Genomic DNA, 22,388 nt, shown 5'->3' on the forward strand with positions numbered 1-22,388 from the left:
GCATTCTCAATGATGTAGGAGCTTGGACCGTGGGTGAGTTGGGCAATGGCAAGGATCGGCGAGCATCTGTTCGTTTTGACACCCGCATCGACGGGGCCTTGGCGTCGAGCCGCGGCGCCAGGCAGTCGATCGAGATTACCGACCTCTCGACTGAAGGTTTCAACACCAGTCTCGGATCGCATACCGTGACCGACAAGGCGGGTTACGCTGTACGCTTTGCCGGACTCGAAGTACTAGGCGCCGAACTGCGGTGGTCGGCCGCCGACGAGGCAGGCTTCAAGTTCGATCGCCCGCTTCACCCCGCGGTGCTCGATCACATCGTGCGCGAGAACCCGCCCGCCAACGACGAGGAGTCCGATGAACCCGGCCGCGACGGCTCGGGCCTCGGGCGTCCACGGTAAGGCTCGTGTGAGGGGTCGCACCGTGGAACGACGCAGTGATGAAAGGCTCGAGTGTGACGTGTCGGCGGTCTGCCGTGTTCCCGCGACGCCATGTCGCGCGCGCCTGATCGACGTCTCCCGCACTGGCTGCCGGTTCCGTACGCTGGACGTGATGGCGGTGCCGCAAGGCTCGACGGTGCATCTCGATTTCGGCCCGGGCCGAAGGGTGACCGGCCAGGTGATGTGGTCCGGTCCCCGAGCCGCGGGACTGAAGTTCAATCGGCCCTTGTCACCCGATCTGCTCGTAATGCTCGGCCTGGAAGAAGCCCCCGTCGTCGAGATCGAGCCTGAGGTGGTCGAGGAAACGCGGTCGATGTCGCTGGCGCCTATCGCTCACTGGCTGCGGCGTCTTTTGCGGCCGGCCGCCTGACTCGGCGAAAACCCCGCCGCGGGTTTCGCCGGGCGGGGTCTCGATAGCTCGGTTCGGAACGAAAGATCAGCGCAGGCGGATCGGCACGTAGGTCAGCGGGCGGCCGCGCCGCTGGATCCGCAGAAGCACGCTTTCGCGGCCCGCTGACTTGGCCTCCGTGACAATGGCTTCCAGCTGCGTAACGGCAGCGACCGGCCGGTAGTTAGCTGTCACCACGATATCGCCTGCCTGCAGTCCCTTCTGGCCAGCATCGGCATTGGGATCGACGCCCAGGATGACGAGGCCGTCGGTATCCGCCGAAACGCCAAGCTGTTGGGCATAGCGGGGCGTCATCGGTGCCACCTGCAGGCCAAGGCTCTGCGCCAGCGCTTCACCGCTTCCACCGGTGTTGGGCGTGGGCCGGTTATCGTCCGTCTGGTTGTCGTTGTTGAACAGTTGCGCCTGGGCGAGTTCCTCGTCACTCGGGCGCTTGCCGACGACCGCAGTCACCGTCCGGCGCTCGCCGTCGCGATAAATCTCGACGGGGATGCGTGTTCCGGGTGCGACGTTGGCGACGATGAAGGAGAGTGTCTGCTCGCTCGTCACGTCGCGACCGTTGACCTTGGTTACGACGTCGCCCGGCTTGATGCCTGCCTTGTCGGCAGCCTGGCCGGGCTCGACCGACTGGACGAACTCGCCGCGGTTCTGCGGCAAGTCGAGCGAATCCGCGAGGTCGCCGCTAACCGGCTGGATGGAAATCCCGAGATAGCCGCGTTCGATATCCTGCCCGGCGCGCAGCTTCTGGACGATGGGCGCGGCGATCTCGGCGGGAATGGCAAAGCCGATGCCGACGCTTCCGCCCGAGGGCGAGAAGATTGCGTTGTTGATGCCGATGACGTTGCCCTGCATGTCGAACAGCGGGCCGCCCGAATTGCCGCGATTGATGCTGGCGTCCGTCTGGATGTAGCGGTCGTAAGCACCGCCCGAGCCTGTGTTGCGATAGACTGCCGAAACGATCCCCGAGGTGACCGTGCCGCCCAGGGCAAACGGGTTGCCAATGGCGATCACCCAGTCGCCCACACGGGCCTGGCTTGAATCACCGAAACGCACGAACGGGAATGGCTCGCGCCGGTCGATCTTGAGCACTGCCAGGTCTGATGAGGCGTCGTTCCCGATCAACTTCGCCGGGAGTTCCGTTCCATCCGACATGGTCACGGTGATTTCCTCGACCTCGCCCCGGCCCTGAGGCGCGATCACGTGGTTGTTGGTCACGACATAGCCGTCGGCCGAGATGATGAAGCCGGACCCGAGCGACTGCGCTTCGCGGGTCTGCGGCTGGGCGGGATTGCCGCCACGATTGCCGAACAGGCCTTCGAAAGGCGTGCCGGCGAAGGGGTTCTGGGTTTGCACCTGGATGCGTTGGCGGGTCGAGATGTTGACCACCGCCGGCTGGAGTTGCGCGGTAAGGTCCGCAAAGCTTTCCGGTGCTCCCGCACGCGGCACAACACGGGCCATCTGGCTATCGTCGTTCTGGGCGACCTGTGCCCCGGCGGGATACCCGGTCGCTAGGGTAAAGGCTGCGCCGCCGAGCAGCAGCGCGGAAGTCAGTCCGTAAGAATATCGCACGAGGGTCTCGTCCTTCTCAAAAGTCTCGTCAGTCCCCGGCGCGAAAATCACGCCCATGGGGCTTAACCGCGATTGAACGGTTAGGTGCCGGTTCAGCGTGCTCCGCGGAACTGGCGCAGGTACTCGTTGTCGGGATCGAGCACGAACGTGCTGCCCGATTTCGAATCTGCCGCAAACGTGGTGTCGTAGCTCTGCATTGCCCGGTAGAAATCGTAGAAGTCCGGGTCTTTGCCATACGCCGCCGCGTAAATCTTTGCGGCCTGGGCCTCGGCTTCGGCACGGATGATCTGGGCGTTCTTCTGCCCTTGCGCGCGAAGCGTCGCAGCCTCCTGCGCACGCGCGGACTGCATGCGGCGGAAAGCCGATTCGAGCGGCGTGCCGTCGGGCAGGTCGGCCTGCTTGATCCGTACATCGATCACTTGCGCACCGTATTTGCGCGCCTGGGCATCGAGCAGGCGGGTGATGTTGGCCATCGTCGTCCCGCGTTCCGCGGCGAGCAGCGATGCGAAGGAGCGCCGCCCCAGTTCCTGCCGCACAACCGAGGAGAGAATCTGCGACAGCTGAGCATCGACCGTCGTCAGTGTGCCCGCAGTCTCCACCATCAGTACCGGATCGATTATGCGATAGCGCGCATAAGCATCGACGTTGAGCCGGAGCTGATCGGTCGAAAGGACAGTCTGCGGCTCCATGTCGACGTTAAGCACCCGCTTGTCGATACGTTCGACCCGTTCGTAAAAAGGAATCCGCAGCACGATCCCCGCACCTGTTTCACCATAAGGCGCGTTGGGCTGGAAGCGGTTGGCGACGCGGTCGGGCCGGCCGGCCTGGATGATCACCGCCTCCTCGGTCTCCGGCACGACGACCATGCTCGACCACGCGGCGACGAGCGCCACCAGCACGGCGATGATCGAGGTCTTGTGAGTTTCCCAAAGGCTTTCCATCACTGCGCCTCCTGAGCGGGACGAGCGCGCTTCTGGATCTCGGGCAGCGGGAGGTAAGATGTGACCCCGCCCGATTCGATCACGGTCTTGTCGTTCTGGCGCAACACGCGCTCCATGGTTTCGTAGTAAAGGCGCCGGCGCGTGACCTCGGGAGCCAGCTTGTACTCGGCATAAATCTTGTCGAACGACGCGGCATCGCCCTGTGCGCGGGCGAGAATCTGCTGAGCGTAGGCCTCGGCCCGGTTGATCTCAGCATCGGCGTCCTGCTGCGCGGCGGATACATCCTTGAAGGCTTCTTCGACCTCCTTCGGCGGATCGGTCTTGCGGATCTGCACGCCCTGTACCTGGATTCCCGAGCGATAGCCGTCGAGAATCCCCTGCATGCGGGCCATGACCGCACCTTCGATATCAGCGCGGCCCGAGCCGGACAGCACATCGTCGAGCGTCTTTTGAGCGACCGAGGCGCGCATGGCCGCCTCGGCCACGTCCCGCACGGTCTGCTCGGGCTCGGAAAGCTGGAAACGAAACTGCTTCAGGTCCTTGATCGACCAGCGGACGTTATAACTGAGGTCAACAAGGTTCTGGTCGCCCGTCAGCATCAGCTTTTGCGTCGATCCTTGCGGAATCTGTTCGTCGCGGAACTGGCTGACTTCCTCGATATCGACCTGCTGGATCGGCCAGGGCCATGTCGTGTTGAGGCCGGGAGTGAGCGTGCGCGAATACTGGCCGAAGGTGGTGACGATGCCTTCTTCCTTGGGACCGACCTGATGGAACATCGAAAAGCCCAGCCAGACCGCCGCGATCGCGCCGACGGCCACCGGGAACCAGCTCTTGCCGCCGGGCCGCTCAGGAAGCCGGAACCCGGGACCGCCGCCGCCGCCGAACGGCCCGCGACGCGGGCCTTCGGGTCCGCGGTTCTTGAAGATATCCTCGATGCTCGCCGAACGGCGAGGCTCGTCACTGGGGGGAAGCCACGGGTTGCGGGGGCCCTTCGGCTTCGCAGGCTTTTCCGCGGCTGGCTCCTCTGGCAGCGCCGGCGTCTCGCCGGTCCCCGCCTTGTCCGGCCCTGGAGCATCGCCCGGCTTCTTGCCGCCCCACGGGCTTTTCCCGGCCATCGCGAGGCCGATCACGCGTCCCAACCCATCCTTCATGTCCATGCGGTCACTTATAGGAAGCGCAGCGGGGAAAAACAGGGGTGGCCGCGGCGAATTTGCTGCTAGTGCCCCGGGCCGATGGACGAGAACACGATGAAGGCCCGCTTGCCGGAAACCGTGGCAGGGCGGGTACGGTCGCTTAAGCTGCGTGATGGCAGGGTGACCGCGATCCTCGACGGGGCGGGCCTGGATGCTCATGGCCGCGCGGACATCGAGACCGCTGTCCGCGAGATTCTCGGCACCAGCGAGGGGGTGACGGAAGTTCGCGTTGCCGTGATGGCCGATAAGCCGGGGGGCCCGGTCATCATCGCGGTCGGCTCCGGCAAGGGGGGAGTGGGCAAGTCGACGCTCACCGCCAACCTAGCGGTCGCGTTGGCAAGAAGCGGACGCAAGGTCGGGCTCGTCGACGCTGACATCTACGGGCCGAGCCAGCCGACATTGCTTGACACCGAGGGTGTGCGGCCGCTGGCCGAGGGCGACAAGCTCGTCCCTGTAGAAAGTCGCTTCGGCGTTCGCATGCTGTCGATGGGCCACCTCGTGGAGCCCGGCAAGGCGCTCGCGTGGCGCGGGCCGATGGCGAGCGGCGCTCTCGGCCAGCTCGTCGATGCGGTGTGGGGCGATACCGAGGTGCTGCTGCTGGATCTGCCGCCGGGGACCGGCGACGTGCAGATCACCATGCTGCAGAAGCATCGCCCGGCGGGCGCGGTGATCGTCTCCACGCCGCAGGACCTGGCGCTGATCGACGCGCAGCGCGCCGCCGAACTGTTCGCCAAGGGGCCGGTCCCGATCATCGGTCTGGTCGAGAACATGGCCGGTTACACCTGCCCGCACTGCGGCGAGGTCAGCGATCCCTTCGGACGGGGCGGGGTGGAAGACGTCGCGACTGCCGCCGGCATTCCGTTCCTCGGCCGTATTCCGCTCACGCTGTCGATTCGCGAGGCAAGCGACGCCGGTGAACCGCCCGCCGCCGGCGAGGGGCCGGCCGCGGACACGTTCGCGGCGATCGCCGCCAAGGTTTCCGCGTGGCTCGACGCGAGGGCCGCGTAACGATGCGGCTCAACCGACGGGGGCTCCTGGCCGGTGCCGCAGTCGGTGGCGGCCTGTTGCTAGCCTGGGGGCTCTGGCCGCGTAACTATGGCACCCCCCTCACACCCGGTCGAGGCGAGTGGGCGTTCTCAGCCTGGCTCAAGCTCGCCCGCGATGGCGTGCTAACCGTGGCTGTGCCGCAGCTCGAGATGGGTCAGGGAGTGACCACGCTAATTCCCCAGATCGTCGCGGCCGAGATGGGCGCTGACTGGCGGCAGGTGGCCGTTGAGCCCGCCCCGGTGTCGGGCGCCTACCCCAATCTTCCGCTCGCTGCGAAATGGGCGCCGTTGTGGATGCCCTTTGCATCCGGGGCCGCTGACGAACCCGGCGACTTCTTCACGCGTCGCTGGGCCGAAGGAGAGGGCTTCACAGCGACGGCCGAGGGAATGTCGCTTGCTGCCTTCGAGGCGCCGGCTCGGGAGGCTGCCGCGGCCGCACGCGGCATGTTGTGCATGGCGGCGGCCGACCGATGGAGCGTCCGGTGGGAGGAGTGCGAGGTACGCGCGGGTGTGGTCTACCATAAAGGTAAGCACCTGACCTTCGCGGCACTTGCCGAGGAGGCGGCAGGCTACGATCCGCCCGATCCACCACCGCTGAGGACTGTGCCGTTCGCCGACCCTCCGGGCAACATGGGCGAAGCGGGCCTCAACACCGCATGGCCGCGCCTGGATCTCCCGGCGAAGGTCGATGGCACGTTTCCATTTGCCGGCGACGTCCGGCTGCCGGGAATGCTTTATGCCTCCATCCGGCACGGCGCGATCGGCGACAGCGAGCTGCTCGGATTGGACGAGGCGGCGGGGGCTCAAGTGCGCGGCTTACGCAAAGTGGTCAAGGCGCGTGGGTGGATTGCCGCCGTTGCCGATACCTGGTGGGCCGCAGAGCAGGCACTTTCCGCGATGGCGCCGGTTTGGCGCACAGAGGATCGTGCAAGCAGCGAACGAATCGCACACGCCCTCGATATCGCGCTCACCGAAGGCGAGGCGAGCCGCATCGTGACCCGCGGCAACGGCGACGCTGGCCGCGGTGCGCCGACGGTGACCTACCGCTACGAAGTGGCGCCGGCGACGCACGCGACGCTCGAAACCGCGACGGCCACCGCGCGAGTGGCCGACGGAAAGCTCGAACTGTGGGTGGCGAGCCAGGCGCCCGCCCAGGCGAAGGCAGCCGCCGCGAAGTCGGTGGACATCGATGCGGCCGATGCGGTGCTCTACCCGATGGCGGCCGGCGGGAGCTTCGACCGGCGACTGGAGCACGATCATGCCATCGAAGCGGCAGTTATCGCCGCTGAAGTCGGCGCACCCGTCCAGCTAATCTGGTCGCGCTGGCAGGAGATGGTCGCCGGCCGGCCCCGCGCGCCCCTCGCGTGCCTCGCAAGTGCCTGGACGGCGGTCGACGGGAGCCCGGCGGCGCTGCGACTGCGAGTGGCAATGCCCTCAACCACCGCGGAGTTCGGGGAGCGCCTGTTCGGCAACAAGACCGCCCTGTCGGCAAGGGTTGCGACGGTGGGGGCACCGGACCCGCTAAGTTTCGAGGGCGCCGCCAGCCCCTACACCGTCGCCGACGTGGCTATCGATCATGTGCCGGTCGACGTCGGCCTGCCCTCCGGAAGACTGCGCGGCAACGCCCACGGATATCTGGCCTTCGTAGTCGAAAGCTTCATCGACGAGCTCGCCGCGCGTGTCGGGCGGGAGCCCCTATCTTTCCGCATGGCGCTGCTCGGCGAGGACCCTAGGCTGGCAGAATGCCTGCAACGTGCAGCGCGGCTCGCCCGGTGGGACGGCGGCGCCAAGCAGAGCGGCAACGGCATCGCCTGCTGGCGGATCGGCGACCCTGCGAGCGGCGGGCCCGTTGCCCGCATCGCCTGCGTCGCGACGGCCAGGGCCGGCGAAGGCGGCGTGCGGGTCGAGCGGCTTTCAGTGGCTGTGGATCTGGGGCGGGTAGTCAACCGCGACATCGCGCGCCAGCAGATCGAGGGTGGGCTGGTGTTCGGCACAAGTCTGGCGACCGGCTCGGCGCTGCAATACGAAGCCGGCCTGCCGACCGCGAGTCGGCTCGCCAGCCTCAACCTGCCGACACTGGCCGATTGCCCGGAAATCTACGTCGAATTGGTCGAGGGGGAAGGTGACCCTGCCGATCCGGGCGAGGTCGGCGTCGCCGTGGCCCCTCCGGCGATTGCGAATGCGCTTCATTCCGCGACCGGCCTGCGCCTGCGCCGGCTGCCGCTGCTTTCGGAGGGTTTATGATACCGTCAGCGGATCATCCACTGGTGAAGACCGGCGAGATCGGCGTGTTGCTGGTCAACCTCGGTACGCCGGACGCGCCGGACGCGCCCTCGGTGAAACGGTACCTTGCCGAGTTCCTTTCCGACCGGCGCGTCGTGGAGATTCCCCCACTGGTCTGGCAGCCGATCCTGCGAGGCATCATCCTCAACACCCGGCCGAAGAAGAGCGCGCACGCCTATCGTCAGGTGTGGACCGAAGCGGGCTCGCCGCTCGCGGCGATCACCGCTGAGCAAGCGGCAAAGCTGCAGGAGCGACTGGGCGAAGGGGTGAAGGTCACCCACGCCATGCGCTACGGCCGACCCGAAATTGGCGCGTCCATTCAGATGCTTATGGACGCCGGGTGCCAGCGTATCCTGCTCGCGCCGCTCTATCCGCAATACAGCGCGGCTACGACGGCAACGGTTGTGGACAAGGCAACGGAAAAGCTGCGGACAATGCGTTGGCAACCCGCCTTGCGGACCCTGCCCGCTTATCACGACGATCCGGCCTATATCGCGGCGCTGGCGACCGATATCGGCGCGCAACTCGACGCGCTCGACTTCGTCCCGGAGGTGCTGCTGCTCAGTTTTCACGGCATGCCGCAGCGTACGCTGCAGCTCGGCGACCCCTACCACTGCCATTGCCGCAAGACCGCCCGACTGGTCGATGAAGCGCTTGATCGGCCCGGGTTGAAAATTGAAACGACGTTCCAGAGCCGCTTCGGAAGGGCCAAATGGCTCGAGCCGGCGACCGATGTAGTGCTGGCGGAGCAAGCGAGAGCGGGAATCAAGCGGCTCGCCATCGCTGCCCCTGGCTTTTCGGCCGACTGCCTCGAAACCCTCGAAGAGCTGGCGATCCGCGGGCGCGAGCAGTTTCTCGAAGGTGGCGGCGAGCAGTTCGCCGCGCTGGCCTGCCTCAATGCGCGCGAACCGGGCATGGACATGCTCGAAGCGCTGGTGCGGCGCGAGCTTGCCGGGTGGCTCTAGGCAACTTACACTGCGGTAAGTAACTAAGGAGCCTTCTGTGGCCACGCTCGCGGAACCGACACTCGCACCCCATCAGGCGGCCGAACCCCGGCCGAGCCACTGGTCCGATTGGCGCACTACCGACGCCGACCTCGCCCACATTCCGGGCGACGCGGGGCCGCCTGTGATCGGCAACCTGTTCCGCATGCTGGCGGACCCGCACGGGTTCCACTGGAGCATGTTCCGCAAGTACGGCCCGGTCTACAAGAACAAGACCATCGGCCATTGGCACGTCATGCTGATCGGCGCCGAGGCGAACGAGCTGCTGCTGTTCGACCGCGACAAGATCTTTTCCTCCGAGCAAGGCTGGGGCCCTACGCTTCACCGGCTTTTCCCGCGCGGGCTGATGCTGCTCGATTTCGAGAAGCACCGCGCCGACCGCCGGGCGCTGTCGATCGCCTTCAAGCCCGAGCCGATGCGGCACTACGCCGACGCGCTCGATCGGGGCATTGCCAAGGACGTGGCGAACTGGGGCGGCGAAATGCTGTTCTACCCGGCAATCAAGAAGCTCACGCTCGAGCTCGCCGCCGACAGCTTCATCGGCGTGCCGTGGGGGCCGGAATCGGACAAGATCAACCAGGCCTTCGTCGACATGGTGCAGGCCTCGATCACCCCGGTGCGCAAGCCACTCCCCTTCACCCAGATGCGACGAGGCGTGAAGGGGCGCGAGTTCCTGGTCGACTACTTCACCCGCGAGACGCTCAAGCGCCGCGCGGGCGAGGGCACCGGGCAGGACATGTTCAGCCAGTTCGCCACCGCTACGGACGAGGCGGGTAACCTGCTGCCGGTCGACGAGGTGGTCGACCACATGAACTTCCTGATGATGGCGGCGCACGACACGATAACCTCGAGCGCCACGAGCTTCGTGTGGATGCTCGCCAAGCATCCCGAGTGGCAGGAGAAAATCCGGCAGGAAGTCTTCGCGATCACGGGCGGCCCGGACGCCAAGGGCACGCCGCGCGGCGCGACGTACGACGACCTGCCCAAGTTCGACCTGATGGAGATGGCGTTCAAGGAATCGCTGCGGCTGATCCCGCCAGTTCCCTCGATCCCGCGCCGCGCGCTGCGCAGCTTCGAATTCAAGGGCGTCCGCATCCCGGCCGGCACCGCGTGCGGCTTCAACATTCACCTGACGCATCACATGGAAGAATACTGGGATCGCCCCGAGACCTTCGATCCGCTGCGCTTCACGCCCGATAAGGTGAAAGCGCGTCACAAGTACGCCTGGGTCCCGTTCGGCGGCGGCGCGCACATGTGCCTCGGGCTGCACTTCGCCTACATGCAGGTAAAGATCCTGATGGCGCAGCTGCTCCAGCGGTATCGGATCGAGGTGGCCGAGGGTTACGCGCCCGAGTGGCAGCCGTGGCCCATCCCCAAGCCGAAAGACGGGCTGAAGGTGACGTTCAAACCGCTCTAGAAATCGATCGCGATGCCGTTCTTCACCCAGTCGCCATAGCGGGTGGGGCTCAGTTCCTCGTCCACCTCGGGCGGTTCCGGCTTGGGCGCCGGCTCGTTCGACCAGTGCGCCGGCTTGGCGAATTCCTCGGGGCGCTTGGTCGCACGTTCCATTCTGCAAAGATGGGCGTGCTGGCGCGCGAGCGCAATCGCCGATAGGGGCGCAGGCATGGCGAAAGTTCAGGGATTGGCCGCGCGCACCGCGGCGCTGCGGATGCTCGACGCGGTCATGCGCCGGGGCGAGACGCTCGAGCTGGCCGAGCGGGCCGTGGCGAGCGGCCTTACCCAGAGCGACCGCGGCCTGGCCCGGGCGATCGCCGGCGAGACCTTGCGCTGGCTGGTCGATCTCGATGCGCTGATCGACAGTGCCACCCCGACCAACCTGCCGCCCGACGCCAAGCCACGTATGGTGCTGCGCATGATGCTGGCGCAGGTCCTCCGGCTCGACACCCCCCCGCACGCCGCCATCGCCACTGGGCTCGAGCTGCTCGCGGGCGGACCCCGTCGATTGGCGCACGGCGTGTTCTCGGCCGTGATGAAGGCAGGCGCCGCGCTTCCTGCCGTGCCCACGCTACCGTCCGCCGTCGCCGAGCGGTGGCGCGCGCGCGCGGGGACGATCGCCGCCGCGCTGGCCGAACCGCCGCCGCTCGACCTGTCGCTCAAGGATTGGCGCGCCACGGACCGGTGGGCGGAGGAACTGAGCGGCACCAGCCTCGCACCCGGCCATGTCCGCCTGCCGCGTGGAACCGCGATCGAGCGGCTCGAGGGGTTCGATGAAGGCGCGTGGTGGGTGCAGGACCTCGCCGCCTCGATCCCCGCGCGACTGCTCGGGGCCGGCCCTGAAGCAGGCAAAGGCAAGCGCGTGCTCGACCTGTGCGCCGCACCGGGCGGCAAGACGCTCCAGCTCGCCGCCGCCGGCTGGCAAGTCACCAGCCTCGACAAGAGCGCCAAGCGGCTCGACCGGCTGGTCGAGAACCTCGATCGTACCGGGCTGACGGCGGAAGTCGTCGCTGCCGACGCGCTGACCTGGGAGCCCACCCGGCCCTACGACGCAATCCTGCTCGACGCGCCGTGCACCGCAACCGGCACCTGCCGCCGCCACCCCGACGTGCTCCACCGCATCGGCCCGCGCCAGATCGCCGAGATGGCCGATCTGCAATCCGCGCTACTCGCCCGCGCCCACGCCTGGCTCGCTCCGGGCGGCGCGCTGGTTTATGCGACGTGTTCGCTCGAGCCCGCGGAGGGCGAAAATCAGGCCGTGCGGGTCGCGCTCGACCGGCTCCCCATAATGGCATCCGAGCTGCCCGCGGGCCTGGCGCCCACGCCCGAGGGCTGCCTGCGCACCGATCCGGCGATGTTGGCACAGTGGGGCGGACTGGACGGGTTCTTCGTCGCGCGGTGGATAGCGTCGGAGTGAAGCGGGTACGTCTCGGACGTATCCAGGGTTAGCGCCTGGCGTAACGCGCCGGGCCGCCATCCGCCGCTCGATATCCGGCAACGCAGAGGGCCAGCATGGCCAAGTTGGCGATCAGGTCGAGGGCCATCCATTCGTTGAACACCGGCACCACGAAAACGAACCAGTAGTTGAACCAAAAGAATGGCAGCAGCGTTATCCCGTAAACGAGGAAGGTCGTTCGGGTGAACACCGAGAAGGCTGCGAACAATCCGGAAAGAACAGCCTGCGCCCCGAAGCAACCGATCAGCAAGGCTGTCTCGGTGGTGCCGTGGTAGTGCGCCGGGGTGATCACGATCGCCTCGACCGCGTGCGGAAAAAACAGACACCAGGCCCCCAACGTGAGGAACGGCACGGCAATCAGTCTTTGGGCAAGTAGCTTAGTCACTGAGGTAACCTCGCACCCTCAGCCGATGACAGCAAGCGGCGGTTTGCTGCCTGTCCGCTCTCTGGCTCGGGCGTCCTTGCCCGAATATCCGGTGGATATGTCGCGGGCGTTGCGCCCTGCGCCGGGTGGGCTAGGCTGGCGCGGGCCGCTTCCTTCGCTGGAGAGCGTGATGCGCGTCAATCCACTGTCGTTCCTGCCCCTGGTGCTACTGGCCCTGCCCGCCGTCGCACAGGTGCAGCTATCGAGCGCGGACAGCGCGGCCGCTTTTCGTGCCGCGGGCTTCAAGCTGTCAAAGGGAAAGTGGCGAGCGTGCGACGCGCCGCCGGACAGCATCTACACGCCGGGCACGATCGAACAGGTCCGCGACCTCAACGGCGATGGCCGGCCCGAAGCGATCATCACCGAAGGCAGCACCTTCTGCTACGGCGGCGATGAAGTCGGCTTCGCTATCGTCAGCAAGCAGGCCGATAAAAGCTGGAAGCTGATCACCCGAAGCCAAGGCATACCGACGGTGCTGAACTCAAAAGGCGTGAAGGGCTGGCCCGACATCGAGATCGGCGGCCAGGGCTTCTGCTTTCCGGTGCAGCGCTGGAACGGCAGCGAGTATGCCGTCGTGCGCTTCCAATACGAGGGGAAGGCCTGCAAGCGGTAGCGGCACGGCAAGAGGCGGAGGGGGCTGCGACCAGGCGAATGCTTTTCGTCTGGCGGAAATGTCTAGTTGGCTGCAACCGGACGGTGACCGCCGGATTGATGTCAGAAGCTAGCTAAGGCTGCGCAAGATCGGCTTGCCGGAGCGTGGGTCAGTCAATGTGACGTTTTCCGCCGCTTGAATGCGCCACTGCTGGTCGCGCAGCGTGAGAACGGCCAGAACAGGTGTGTCTGTCTCGTGAGGACCGGCCGGGTGCGCTTTGCCAGTAGTCAGCCGAGTCCAGAAGTGGGCGATAGCTAGGTCCTCGGAAATCATCTTCACGTCAGGCGGATCGATAACGAGGCGAGAATCGCTGTAGACAGTTTCGTGGATGGCGCGGTGGCCAGCTACAATGGCATCGGCACCTTCCCAGAAGGTTCCAAAGCGATTCACGAAGGTCGCGTCCGGGTGAAACACCGTCGCGAACAAACCCATGTCATGAGCATTTCAAGAAGCTTCGTATCGGGCAGTCACGTGCGCTGGTGTCAGCAAGTCGGTCATCGGCTGTTTTCCTCGGCCGACTCTACCTGTCGCACCAATGTCCGCAAGCGCTCAATCCGGACCCTCGCCGAGACCCATCTCGGCCGATGCTTTAGGCCTTAACCTTGGTCTGAAAGCTCTTCCTCAGCTTCACCAGCTTGGGCGGAATAGTCGCAAGGCAGTAGGGGTTCCGCTGGCGCTGTGTTGCCTGCCGGCCTTACGCCGACGACTGGCGGAACTCTTTGAACCACTCCTGCCGAACTGGCCGAGAGTGGGGGGACTTGACGCTTTCCTTATCGCTCGATGGAGGCGGTTGGACTAACCCCGAACGGTCTGCCCAACTTCGGCTCGCCGCAGGCCCTGCTCGGATGGGCATTCCGCAGGCCGCGTCGGACCGTCCCGTTCATCTGGCAGTAAGGTTCGCGGCAACAGCGGGACGCCGGAAACGTGGCGCCGCTGATGCACGCCGCGCTTTCGAACGAATGGGGCGCTTTTCGACGGCCGGGCGGGCCGCATCTGGGAGTGAGGCCGATTGGCCGCAGCGCGTACGCCCGACCGTCATGCAAGGACGGGAAAACCCGATGATGAAAATGACCAATGGCGTGGGCGCTCTGGCATTGCTTGCGCTTGCCGCTCCGAGCGGCCTGTCCGCCCAGCAGGCGTCGAACCAAAGCCAGTATATGACTACCGTGATCGGTGAGGTGCCAGCTGACCTTACCGGCCTGCCGGCCGGCCCGGACGTGGAGGGCATCATCACCGCGCGCAGCGGCGAAAAACTGCAGGTCACCGGCAACGATGGGAGCAACACCGTCGTCCACGTCAGCCAGGCGACCCAAGTGAAGGGGAGTGGCGGATTTCTCGGCCTCGACCGGGACGAACTGGATGCCAAGTCGCTGCTCAATGGCCTGCCCATGACAGCCAAGACCGTGCAATGGGGAGGCGGCCTCGTCGCCACGCAAATCAAACTCAAGAGCAAGGACCTGCGTACCGCCTCGATGATCCGCGGCGGCACGGTGCAGGGCTTCGCCGAACAGACGGCAGCGACGGAGGCACTGCGCGGGCGCCTTGGGGACATCGACAAGTACAATCTGAAGGGCACGACCAACGTCAACTTCGAGGTTGGCCGGTCGGAGCTATCCGAGCAGGGCAAGGCCGATCTGTGTGCGGCAGCTGCCCAGGCCGAGGCGATGGACAACGCTCTTCTGCTGGTAATCGGCTACACCGATTCCACCGGCAGCGAGGATTTCAACCAGACGTTGAGCGAGAAGCGCGCGAGCCGCGTGGTGAATTTTCTGCAGCAACGCTGCGGCTGGAAGCCCTACCGCATGTTGACGCCCACCGGGATGGCCGAAGCCGACCCGCTGGCCGATAACTCGACGGCAGAGGGCAAGGCGCAGAACCGCCGCGTGGCGGTCAACATCCTCGTCAGCAAGAGTGTCGACGGGCTTTAGGAAAGTGGAGGGGGGATCGCACGGGCGATCCTCCCGATCCGACTGCAAAGCAAACAATCGACTTAGTCGTCCTCGGACGACAAATCGGGGAGCAGGCGGTTCGAGTACTAGAAGATCTGTCGCGTCTAAGCCTTGACCTTGTTCTGAAAGCTCTTCCTGAGCTTCATCAGCTTGGGTGGGATGGTGGCGAGGCAGTAGGGGTTTCGCTGGCCTTCGCCTTCCCAGTATTCCTGGTGGTAGTCCTCGGCCGGATACCAGTCGGCGGGGCCTTCGATGGTGGTGACCGCAGTCCCGTCATGCTCGGCATTCCAGCGTCCGATCGCGGCTTCGGCCTCGGCGCGTTGGGCGTCGTCAGCGACGAAGATCGCGCTGCGGTATTGCGTGCCGACGTCGCCCCCCTGGCGGTTGAGCTGGGTCGGATCGTGCGTGCCGAGAAACACGTCGTAGAGGTCGGGGAGCGGCAGCACCTCGGGATCGTAAGTCACCCGGATCGCTTCGGCGTGGCCGGTGTTGCCGCCGCACACCTCCTTGTAGGTGGGGTTCGCAACGGTGCCGCCGATATAGCCACTCTCAACTTCGCTCACGCCGACCACGTCGCGGAATACCGCCTCGGTGCACCAGAAGCAGCCGCCGGCAATGATCGCCTGTTCGCTCATCGGAAATCTCCTTCGGCGGGGCAGATAGGCACGCGCGGGGCGCTTGTCACCGCCGCGCGGGCGGATAAAACAGGCCGGGATAGAACCAACCGATTGGGAGAATACACGATGCGACCTCTTGCGCTTCTCGCGCTGCCTTTCCTCGCGCTCGCCGCCGTTCCGGCTGCTGCCCAGTCACCGGTAGCAGCGCTGCCCGCGGTCGCGATCGACTCCGCGCTGGCCGCCGCGGTTGCCGACCCCAAGCGCGATACCGACCGGGCGCGCGACCAGTGGCGCAAGCCCGCCGAAACGCTCGCCTTCTTCCAGGTCGCGCCCGACATGAAGGTCGGCGAGTATGCTCCGGGCGGCGAGTGGTATTCGCGCTTGCTCGGGCTCTACCTCGGACCCAAGGGCAAGCTCGTCGGGCTATACTTCGATCCCACCTCGGGGGCGTTCAAGCCGGAAAACCAGCAGGGCATCCGCGACGGGGCGGCGAAGTATCCGGCCGACATCGCCGGCTGGTCGGGCCTGCCCGCCGAGCGCTTTGCCGGCATGACGCTCGAGGCGATCCCCGAAGCCGAGAAGGGCACCTTCGATCGCATCCTGGTGATGCGGATGATGCACAACCTGATGCGCTGGAACATCGCCGATCGCGAGATCAAGGCCATGCGCTCGCTGCTCAAGGATGGCGGCATGCTCGGCATCGAACAGCATCGCGCCAAGCCCGATGCACCGTTTTCATACGCCGACGGCAGCAAGGGCTACTTGCGCGAGGCGGACGTGATCAAGTTCATGGAAGTGAACGGCTTCGAATTTGTCGGCAGCGCGGACTACAACGCCAATCCTAACGATCCCGCAAACCATGCGGGCGGCGTGTGGGAGATGAAGCCTTCGTGGAGCACCAAGAAGCCGGAACTCGAAGGCCTGGGCGAAAGCGACCGGATGACGCTGCTGTTCCGCAAGCGCGCCTGACCGGGATTGCCAACTCCTTCGATCGATGTAACAATGTCACATCGATCGAAGGAGTCGCATCCATGACATTTCGTTCGGCCATCCTGACCCTGCCGCTCGTATTGACTGCTTGCGGCGATCGCGCCGCCGACCCACGCGGCATCGACCGAGACGAGACGCTGCTCTCGGTGAGCGCTTCGGGCCACGCCGAATCGCGCCCCGACAAGGCCGAGTTCCAGGCGGGCATCGAGACCTGGGCGCGCACTGCCCGCGAGGCGAGTGCCGCCAATGCGAAGAAGATCGCCGAGATCGTCGCCGCGCTGAAGACCGCTGGCGTGGCTGAAAAGGACATCCAGACCCGCGCCGTCACAGTCCAGCGGATCGATTACGGCGATAGGCGCGGCCAGTTCCAGGCGTTCAATGTCGTCAACGTGACGCTGCGCAACGCCGACAAGACCAGCGAAGCGGTGACTGCCGTGACCGAAGCCGGCGCGAACATCGTCTCGGGGCCCAACCTTTCGATGACCGATCCCGAAGCGACCGCCAACATCGCCTACGCCAATGCCTACAAGGCCGCCCGCAAGCGCGCCGAGGCCTATGCCAAGGCAGCCGGTATGGAAGTCAGCCGCGTGCTCTACATTCGCGACGCGGGCGGACAGCAGGGCAACACCTACTTCCGCGCTGCCGATGCCACCGCCGTCGAAGCGCAGGCCTCCGTTCGCAACACAGCGCCGCCACCAGTGTCAGCGCCTCCCCCGCCACCCGAGCAGGGGCCGCCGCGGGTGATGATCGGCACCACCAGTTCGGACGTCTTCATTCAGGTGGACTTCGCCCTTCGCGCTTCCTAACTCGCCGCCCATGGCAGAAGTCACCGTCGCCGCGCTCCAGCTTGACCTCTCATCGCACGACGAAGGGGAGAACATCGCGGCGGTTTCTACGCTCGTCGAGGAGGCGGCGGCAAAGGGCGCGCAGATCGTGCTTCCGCCCGAGCTCTTCTCGGGACGTTACTTTTGCCAGGTCGAGGATGAGGCGCTGTTTGCGCTCGCACGGCCCGTTGCCGACCATCCCTCGGTCAAGGCGATGCAGGCGCTCGCCGCGAAGCTGAAAGTCGCAATCCCGACCAGCTTCTTCGAGCGCGAGGGGCATCACTATTACAACACCCTGGCGATGATCGACGCCGGCGGCGAGATCCTTGGCACCTACCGCAAGAGCCACATCCCCGACGGGCCCGGTTACGAGGAGAAGTACTATTTCCGCCCCGGCAACGACGGTTTCAAGGTGTGGGGTGTCGCCGGCACCCGCATCGGTGTCGGGATCTGCTGGGACCAATGGTACCCCGAATGCGCGCGGGTCATGGCGCTGATGGGCGCCGAACTGCTGCTCTACCCCACCGCGATCGGCAGCGAGCCGTACGATGCCGAGCTCGACACCAGCCGCATGTGGCGCCGTGCGATGCTCGGCCATGCGGTATCGAACTGCATGCCGGTGATCGCCGCCAACCGCATCGGCGACGAGGACGGCGCAAAGTTCTACGGCCACAGCTTCATCGCCGACGAGTGGGGCGATTTCCTGTGTGAGTATGGCGCGAGCGAGACCGGCGCGCTCACCGCCACGATCGACCTCGCTCGCGCGGCCAAGCACCGCGCCGGGATGGGCTTCTTCCGCGACCGCCGACCCCAGCTCTACGGCCGCATCTGCGAGGACATCTGAGGCACCGCTACCTGATCGCGCTGGGCTCGAACCAGCGGCACCCGCGGTACGGCAGTCCGCCCCGCGTGCTCGCCGCCGCGCTGAGCGAGATCGAAGCCCGCGCGTTCGGAATCGAAGCCGTCTCGCAGATAATGCCTACCGCGCCCTTGGGTCCCTCGAGGCGGCGCTATGCCAACGCCGCGGCGATCGTCGGCACGGACCTCGCTCCGCCGGCGTGCCTCGTGCAATTGCAGGAGGTCGAGCGCCGCTTCGGCCGCGAACGCCGGGGCCAGCGTTGGCGCCCACGGGTGCTCGACCTGGACATCGTCGCGTGGAGCGGCGGACCGTGGTCCGGCGAGCAGCTGGTAATCCCGCACCCCGAGTTCCGCGGCCGCGCTTTCGTCGTGGGCCCCGCAGCCGCCATCGCCTCCGCCTGGCGCGACCCGATCACTGGCCTCACGCTTGCCCAGCTTCACGCCCGCTTGACCCGCACGACACCGCTGCCCTAGGGCCGCACACAGTCGGGCCCTTAGCTCAGTCGGTAGAGCAACTGACTTTTAATCAGTAGGTCGCTGGTTCGAACCCAGCAGGGCTCACCACTCCGCGCCCGAGCGAATCGTCAACGCCTACGCGGCCAGAGCAAGTGCGGGCCGGGGGGCGCGGGGCGAATCGTGGAATAGGCTGGGGCGCAGCCAAGTGGAGATCCGGCGGGTAAGCTGCGGCTCGCCTTCGACGTACATGTCTTCGCTCTGGATTGCCTCCTGGTACGAACGATCGCCCATCCAGACGTCGTGCATAGTCAGCAGGGTCGTGGTCACGTAAACATCGATGTCGCGCCCCGGGTCGGTCAGGCAGACATCGGACTTGTCGCCACACACGACCAGCCACCAGTCTTCGGTGGGGGCCCCGCGAAACCTGAAACGGATCACGGCTTCGCCGCCAGGCAGTGCCGTCGAATCCACGCTGCGTTGAAGATAGAGCATCAGAAATTCGGGATCGAAGTCGTCGACCGTCAACGTGTGCCTGACCCACTCCATCCCCCAGTCACCCAGCGCCTTCAACACCGGCAGGAGCGCTTCGCAAGCAGGCGTTGGCAAGTAGGCGAACCCCTTGTGCCCGTTGACGCGCCGCCGGGTGATCAGCCCTGCTTCCTCGAATTGCCTCAGGCGTGCGGTCAGGAGTGCCGGCGAGATATCGCCCAAGCCCCGCTGCAGCTCGCTGAAGCGGCGTGCGCCCATGAGCAGCTCGCGAACGATCAGGAACGTCCATCGCTCGCCGAGGATCTCGGTCGCCTTTGCGACGGGACAGAACTGTCCATACTGCATGGCTCACTCCCTTTCCTGGCCTACCTGTCTACCCCGGTTTGAGGAGGACATCCACTTCAGATTATGTAGTCCATTGCTTCAGAGGCTGAACTGGAGGGGCGGCGCGAACTGGCTCACAAACCAGCCATCGAAATGGTCGGTCAAGCCACGACGAGAACTGTGATAGCATGACCAAGGGAACCGATATCGCCCCATTTGCTATCGCAAACCGAAATGCCTTGGCCGGTCCGGTTTGTCGAATGGATGGAACATGTCATGCAATCAGTAGTCAATCTTGCACCCATAAACTGGCAAGCGCGCGCCGAAGACGTCGCCGAGGCCGTGGCCGAATGTGCCGCACGGCACGACGCCGAGGACAGCTTTGTCGCCGAAGGTTATGCGCGACTGAAGGCTGCCGGCCTGTTCAGTGCCCTAGTCCCGGCCGAGTTGGGCGGAGGCGGGGCATCGTTGAGCACGATCGCCGAATGCATTCGCATCATTGGCCGTTCGTGCGGGTCGACGGCGCTGGCGTTCTCGATGCACAGCCATCTCGTGGCGGTCGCGGCGTGGCGGCGCGAGCACCAAGGGGCGCCGACAGAAGCAATGCTCAAAAGAGTCGCATCGGAAGGCCTGGTGCTGGTCTCAACGGGCGGCAACGACTGGCTATCGAGTGGCGGGTCGGCCGTGAAGGTCGAAGGCGGATTCCGGGTGACCGCCCGCAAACCCTTCGCGAGCGGTTCGGTGATGGGCGATCTCGTCAACACCAGTGTGCTGTACGAGGACCCGGAGGCTGGCCCGACGGTTCTCCACTTCGCGGTGCCGATGTCGGCCGAAGGGGTCACCATCGAGCCGACCTGGCAGGTCATGGGCATGCGGGGGACGGGTTCGAACGACATAGTGCTCGACGATGTCTTCGTGTCGGATGCCGGCATCGCCGGTCGCCGCCCAGCGGGCGAGTGGCACATGCTGTTCCACGTGATCTGCAAGATGGCCTTTGCGCTCATCTACTCGGCTTACCTGGGTGTGGCCGAAGGTGCGCGCGACATAGCCGTGGGGGCAGCGGGGAAGCGCGCCCCCAACCCGTTGACCGCGCTGCTCGCGGGGGAGCTGGAGAACGACCTGATGATCGCGCGGCTCTCGCACGAGCATGCGCTGTCGATCGCCGAGGAATGGAAGCCCGGGCCTGAAACGACGAGCGCCGCCATGCAATGCCGGCAGATAACGGGTCGTCACGCCATATCGGCGGTGAGCAAAGCACTCGAACTCGCAGGCGGATCGGCTTTCTATCGCCGCGGCGCCCTGGAACGCATGTTCCGCGATATCCAAGCGGCTCGCTTCCATCCGCTGCAAGACAAGCCCCAACTCGTAATGGCTGGTGAAGTCGCGCTCGGTTGGCCCATTTCGGCGTAACCGCACGCGGAACCCCGCCGGGTATCGGCCCTAGCCGGGCAATGACAGCGCGCTCAAGCGGCTGACCGGGAGCAAAGCTCGCGGTCAGCCGGCTGGCTTCTCGCGCATACTCTTGAGACCGACATCATGACGAGCAAAGCACTGGCCTGCCTTTTGGCAGGAACGGCGGCCATTTGCCTCACGGCCGTGACCTTTATTCTGCCCGGATCCGCCACTTGGCCGAGCGGGTGTTCGCCTGACCAGGATGCCGACCTGGCCTTGTCCTTGCGAACGGTCTGGTGAGCGAGGGGTCGATTGATGGAGATGACCCCTGTTCGCTTCCCGGAAGCAGATGGCGAGAACTTTGAATGTTTGGAGTCGACGCGAGAATCCGCAGTTCCAACCGGGCCCTTTGCCGACCGGCAATTCGCCGACCAAGCACTGGCCGAGCACATTCGCGCTGTCCGGCTCTACGCCGGCTCGGATTACGTACCCGCCGGGGCGAACCTCCATTGGGTGCCGTAACGGCGCCAGGGACCGTGTCAGCCGGAACCAAAATCCGATCTCCCGCTTTTGAAAGCAAAGGAGTTTACCATGCTGGGAAAAATCATCGGCGGTGTGATCGGGGCGAAAGCGGCGAAGCATAGCCGTGGAGTCAACGAGCCGGGTGGGGCGCTGATGGGCGTCGCATCGGTCGCGCTGGCCCGCCGCTTCGGGCTGCCCGGAATCCTGGCCGCCGCGGTCGGCGGGTATGCCCTGAAGCGCTATAACGAGCGCCGCCGCGCTACCCCGACCCGCTGAGCCCGCCTTATGTCGGCTGATCGGTTGGCCGGTAAGCGCGTGCTCATCACGGGCGGCGCGGGAGGGGTCGGCAGGGAAACCGCGAGCCGGATGCTCGCCGCCGGCGCACGCGTGGTTTCGGCCGACATCCCCGGGGCCAACCGTCACGCCGAGGGGTCGATCACCTTCTCGGGCGATCTCGCACGCGAGGAGGAAATCGACCGCGTCTTCCGCTTCGTCGACGAGCAACTGGGCGGGCTCGATATACTCGTGGCATGCGCGGGCCTTCCGGCCGACTCGCTTACCGAGATCTCCGAGGCCGGTTGGCGGCGAGTGATCGATGCCAACCTCGTAAGCTACGTGGGCTGCGCGAAGAGGGCGATCGAACGCATCCGGGCCAGCGGCAGCGCGGAAGGTCATCTGATCTTCGTCGGCTCGATCAGCGTCCATATCAAGGCGGTCGGCGAGAGCGTCTACAACGCCTCGAAGGGCGGGGTCGCGTTGTTCGCCGAGACGCTGCGAAAGGAAATGATCGGCGAAAAGATCCGGGTCACGCTGCTGGAGCCGGGTGCTATTGCCACCAGCCTCCAGCCTTTCTCCGAGGAGAAATTGCAGGAGTTTGCCGATAGCCACGAGATGCTGCCGCCGGGCGAGGTCGCGGAAGCCGTGATGTTCGCCGCCACCAGGGCGCCGAGCGTGGACGTGGTGACCTTGCGAATCGAACCGATGGTGCAGAAAATTTACTAGCGAGAACTGCGGAGAACCTGGGATAGGAGCGAGCCAACGCGCCGCTTTCACAAGGGGCGTCTAAATTTCCCCATCAGTGCGGGAACCTGCTGCCGG

At 65.7% G+C, this 22,388-nt stretch carries 24 protein-coding genes, 1 tRNA gene and 1 pseudogene; 17 read left to right on the forward strand and 9 right to left on the reverse strand.

Going from position 1 to position 22,388, the window contains the following annotated elements; genetic code table 11:
- Window positions 1-29 precede the first annotated feature (29 nt).
- Window positions 30-401, forward strand: coding sequence for a hypothetical protein (locus ACWPM1_RS03045; RefSeq protein WP_455693367.1), 372 nt, complete (start codon window positions 30-32; stop codon window positions 399-401).
- Between the two features lie 22 nt (window positions 402-423).
- On the forward strand, window positions 424-810 hold the full coding sequence (locus ACWPM1_RS03050; RefSeq protein WP_455693368.1) for a PilZ domain-containing protein: 387 nt from the start codon (window positions 424-426) through the stop codon (window positions 808-810).
- Between the two features lie 66 nt (window positions 811-876).
- Here ACWPM1_RS03050 and ACWPM1_RS03055 read toward each other — a convergent pair whose 3' ends face one another.
- The 3 genes from ACWPM1_RS03055 to hflK are packed head-to-tail and all read right to left on the reverse strand — an operon-like array spanning window position 877 to window position 4,507.
- A complete protein-coding gene (locus tag ACWPM1_RS03055) occupies window positions 877-2,472 on the reverse strand; it encodes a Do family serine endopeptidase (RefSeq protein WP_455693369.1) in 1,596 nt (531 codons plus the stop codon).
- A gap of 35 nt (window positions 2,473-2,507) precedes the next feature.
- The gene (gene hflC / locus ACWPM1_RS03060; protein WP_455693370.1) at window positions 2,508-3,356 is read right to left on the reverse strand and encodes a protease modulator HflC; all 849 of its coding nucleotides are present in this window, start codon (window positions 3,354-3,356) and stop codon (window positions 2,508-2,510) included.
- Complete coding sequence (hflK, locus tag ACWPM1_RS03065) at window positions 3,356-4,507, reverse strand: FtsH protease activity modulator HflK (protein WP_455693371.1); 1,152 nt, start codon at window positions 4,505-4,507, stop codon at window positions 3,356-3,358. The genes hflC and hflK overlap by 1 nt, the downstream gene beginning before the upstream one ends.
- A gap of 279 nt (window positions 4,508-4,786) precedes the next feature.
- On the opposite strand from hflK, the gene ACWPM1_RS03070 reads away from it, so the two are divergent.
- From ACWPM1_RS03070 to ACWPM1_RS03085, 4 genes are read left to right on the forward strand one after another with little or no spacing between them, the layout of a single operon-like run.
- Window positions 4,787-5,557, forward strand: a complete 771-nt coding sequence (locus tag ACWPM1_RS03070; protein WP_455695115.1) for an Mrp/NBP35 family ATP-binding protein — start codon at window positions 4,787-4,789, stop codon at window positions 5,555-5,557.
- The gene (locus ACWPM1_RS03075) at window positions 5,533-7,839 is read left to right on the forward strand and encodes a molybdopterin cofactor-binding domain-containing protein (protein WP_455693372.1); all 2,307 of its coding nucleotides are present in this window, start codon (window positions 5,533-5,535) and stop codon (window positions 7,837-7,839) included. The genes ACWPM1_RS03070 and ACWPM1_RS03075 overlap by 25 nt, the downstream gene beginning before the upstream one ends.
- Complete coding sequence (gene hemH, locus ACWPM1_RS03080; protein WP_455693373.1) at window positions 7,836-8,843, forward strand: ferrochelatase; 1,008 nt, start codon at window positions 7,836-7,838, stop codon at window positions 8,841-8,843. The genes ACWPM1_RS03075 and hemH overlap by 4 nt, the downstream gene beginning before the upstream one ends.
- Before the next feature lie 37 nt (window positions 8,844-8,880).
- The gene (locus ACWPM1_RS03085) at window positions 8,881-10,299 is read left to right on the forward strand and encodes a cytochrome P450 (RefSeq protein WP_455693374.1); all 1,419 of its coding nucleotides are present in this window, start codon (window positions 8,881-8,883) and stop codon (window positions 10,297-10,299) included.
- Here the strand turns inward: ACWPM1_RS03085 and ACWPM1_RS03090 are convergent.
- Window positions 10,296-10,451: a DUF1674 domain-containing protein gene (locus ACWPM1_RS03090; protein ID WP_455693375.1), complete on the reverse strand. Its 156-nt coding sequence runs from the start codon at window positions 10,449-10,451 to the stop codon at window positions 10,296-10,298. The two genes, ACWPM1_RS03085 and ACWPM1_RS03090, sit on opposite strands and share 4 nt — an antisense overlap.
- 55 nt (window positions 10,452-10,506) lie before the next feature.
- On the opposite strand from ACWPM1_RS03090, the gene ACWPM1_RS03095 reads away from it, so the two are divergent.
- Window positions 10,507-11,754, forward strand: coding sequence for an RsmB/NOP family class I SAM-dependent RNA methyltransferase (locus ACWPM1_RS03095; RefSeq protein ID WP_455693376.1), 1,248 nt, complete (start codon window positions 10,507-10,509; stop codon window positions 11,752-11,754).
- A 28-nt stretch (window positions 11,755-11,782) separates the two neighbouring features.
- On the opposite strand, the gene ACWPM1_RS03100 is transcribed toward ACWPM1_RS03095, so the two are convergent.
- The gene (locus ACWPM1_RS03100) at window positions 11,783-12,178 is read right to left on the reverse strand and encodes a hypothetical protein (protein WP_455693377.1); all 396 of its coding nucleotides are present in this window, start codon (window positions 12,176-12,178) and stop codon (window positions 11,783-11,785) included.
- 43 nt (window positions 12,179-12,221) lie between these two features.
- Here ACWPM1_RS03100 and ACWPM1_RS03105 point away from each other — a divergent pair, with 43 nt between their 5' ends.
- Complete coding sequence (locus ACWPM1_RS03105) at window positions 12,222-12,830, forward strand: hypothetical protein (RefSeq protein WP_455693378.1); 609 nt, start codon at window positions 12,222-12,224, stop codon at window positions 12,828-12,830.
- 108 nt (window positions 12,831-12,938) lie between these two features.
- Here the strand turns inward: ACWPM1_RS03105 and ACWPM1_RS03110 are convergent, their stop codons facing one another.
- Window positions 12,939-13,301: an SgcJ/EcaC family oxidoreductase gene (locus ACWPM1_RS03110; RefSeq protein ID WP_455693379.1), complete on the reverse strand. Its 363-nt coding sequence runs from the start codon at window positions 13,299-13,301 to the stop codon at window positions 12,939-12,941.
- Between the two features lie 157 nt (window positions 13,302-13,458).
- Window positions 13,459-13,542 (reverse strand): annotated as a pseudogene (locus tag ACWPM1_RS03115) (peptide-methionine (S)-S-oxide reductase MsrA); the annotation flags it as partial.
- 385 nt (window positions 13,543-13,927) lie between these two features.
- Here ACWPM1_RS03115 and ACWPM1_RS03120 point away from each other — a divergent pair.
- Entirely contained in the window at window positions 13,928-14,797 is an 870-nt protein-coding gene (locus ACWPM1_RS03120) for an OmpA family protein (protein ID WP_455695116.1), read from the forward strand.
- Window positions 14,798-14,922: 125 nt separating this feature from the next.
- On the opposite strand, the gene msrA is transcribed toward ACWPM1_RS03120, so the two are convergent.
- A complete protein-coding gene (gene msrA, locus ACWPM1_RS03125) occupies window positions 14,923-15,453 on the reverse strand; it encodes a peptide-methionine (S)-S-oxide reductase MsrA (RefSeq protein ID WP_455693380.1) in 531 nt (176 codons plus the stop codon).
- Window positions 15,454-15,561: 108 nt separating this feature from the next.
- Between msrA and ACWPM1_RS03130 the strand changes: the two genes are divergently transcribed.
- The 5 genes from ACWPM1_RS03130 to ACWPM1_RS03150 all read left to right on the forward strand — a co-directional run bounded on the left by ACWPM1_RS03130 (window position 15,562) and on the right by ACWPM1_RS03150 (window position 18,671).
- On the forward strand, window positions 15,562-16,404 hold the full coding sequence (locus tag ACWPM1_RS03130; RefSeq protein ID WP_455693381.1) for a class I SAM-dependent methyltransferase: 843 nt from the start codon (window positions 15,562-15,564) through the stop codon (window positions 16,402-16,404).
- 62 nt (window positions 16,405-16,466) lie between these two features.
- On the forward strand, window positions 16,467-17,231 hold the full coding sequence (locus ACWPM1_RS03135; protein ID WP_455693382.1) for an SIMPL domain-containing protein: 765 nt from the start codon (window positions 16,467-16,469) through the stop codon (window positions 17,229-17,231).
- A gap of 10 nt (window positions 17,232-17,241) precedes the next feature.
- Complete coding sequence (aguB, locus tag ACWPM1_RS03140; protein WP_455693383.1) at window positions 17,242-18,093, forward strand: N-carbamoylputrescine amidase; 852 nt, start codon at window positions 17,242-17,244, stop codon at window positions 18,091-18,093.
- Between the two features lie 65 nt (window positions 18,094-18,158).
- A complete protein-coding gene (gene folK, locus ACWPM1_RS03145; RefSeq protein ID WP_455693384.1) occupies window positions 18,159-18,581 on the forward strand; it encodes a 2-amino-4-hydroxy-6-hydroxymethyldihydropteridine diphosphokinase in 423 nt (140 codons plus the stop codon).
- A 14-nt stretch (window positions 18,582-18,595) separates the two neighbouring features.
- A tRNA-Lys gene (locus tag ACWPM1_RS03150) sits at window positions 18,596-18,671 on the forward strand.
- Window positions 18,672-18,698: 27 nt separating this feature from the next.
- On the opposite strand, the gene ACWPM1_RS03155 is transcribed toward ACWPM1_RS03150, so the two are convergent.
- Window positions 18,699-19,397, reverse strand: a complete 699-nt coding sequence (locus tag ACWPM1_RS03155; RefSeq protein WP_455693385.1) for a winged helix-turn-helix transcriptional regulator — start codon at window positions 19,395-19,397, stop codon at window positions 18,699-18,701.
- 255 nt (window positions 19,398-19,652) lie between these two features.
- Here ACWPM1_RS03155 and ACWPM1_RS03160 point away from each other — a divergent pair, with 255 nt between their 5' ends.
- From ACWPM1_RS03160 to ACWPM1_RS03170, 3 genes are all read left to right on the forward strand, one after another.
- Entirely contained in the window at window positions 19,653-20,786 is a 1,134-nt protein-coding gene (locus ACWPM1_RS03160) for an acyl-CoA dehydrogenase family protein (RefSeq protein WP_455693386.1), read from the forward strand.
- Window positions 20,787-21,359: 573 nt separating this feature from the next.
- Entirely contained in the window at window positions 21,360-21,566 is a 207-nt protein-coding gene (locus tag ACWPM1_RS03165; RefSeq protein ID WP_455693387.1) for a hypothetical protein, read from the forward strand.
- Window positions 21,567-21,575: 9 nt separating this feature from the next.
- Window positions 21,576-22,292, forward strand: coding sequence for an SDR family oxidoreductase (locus ACWPM1_RS03170; protein ID WP_455693388.1), 717 nt, complete (start codon window positions 21,576-21,578; stop codon window positions 22,290-22,292).
- Window positions 22,293-22,388: the final 96 nt, after the last annotated feature.

Source organism: Tsuneonella sp. HG249 (genome assembly GCF_053819205.1).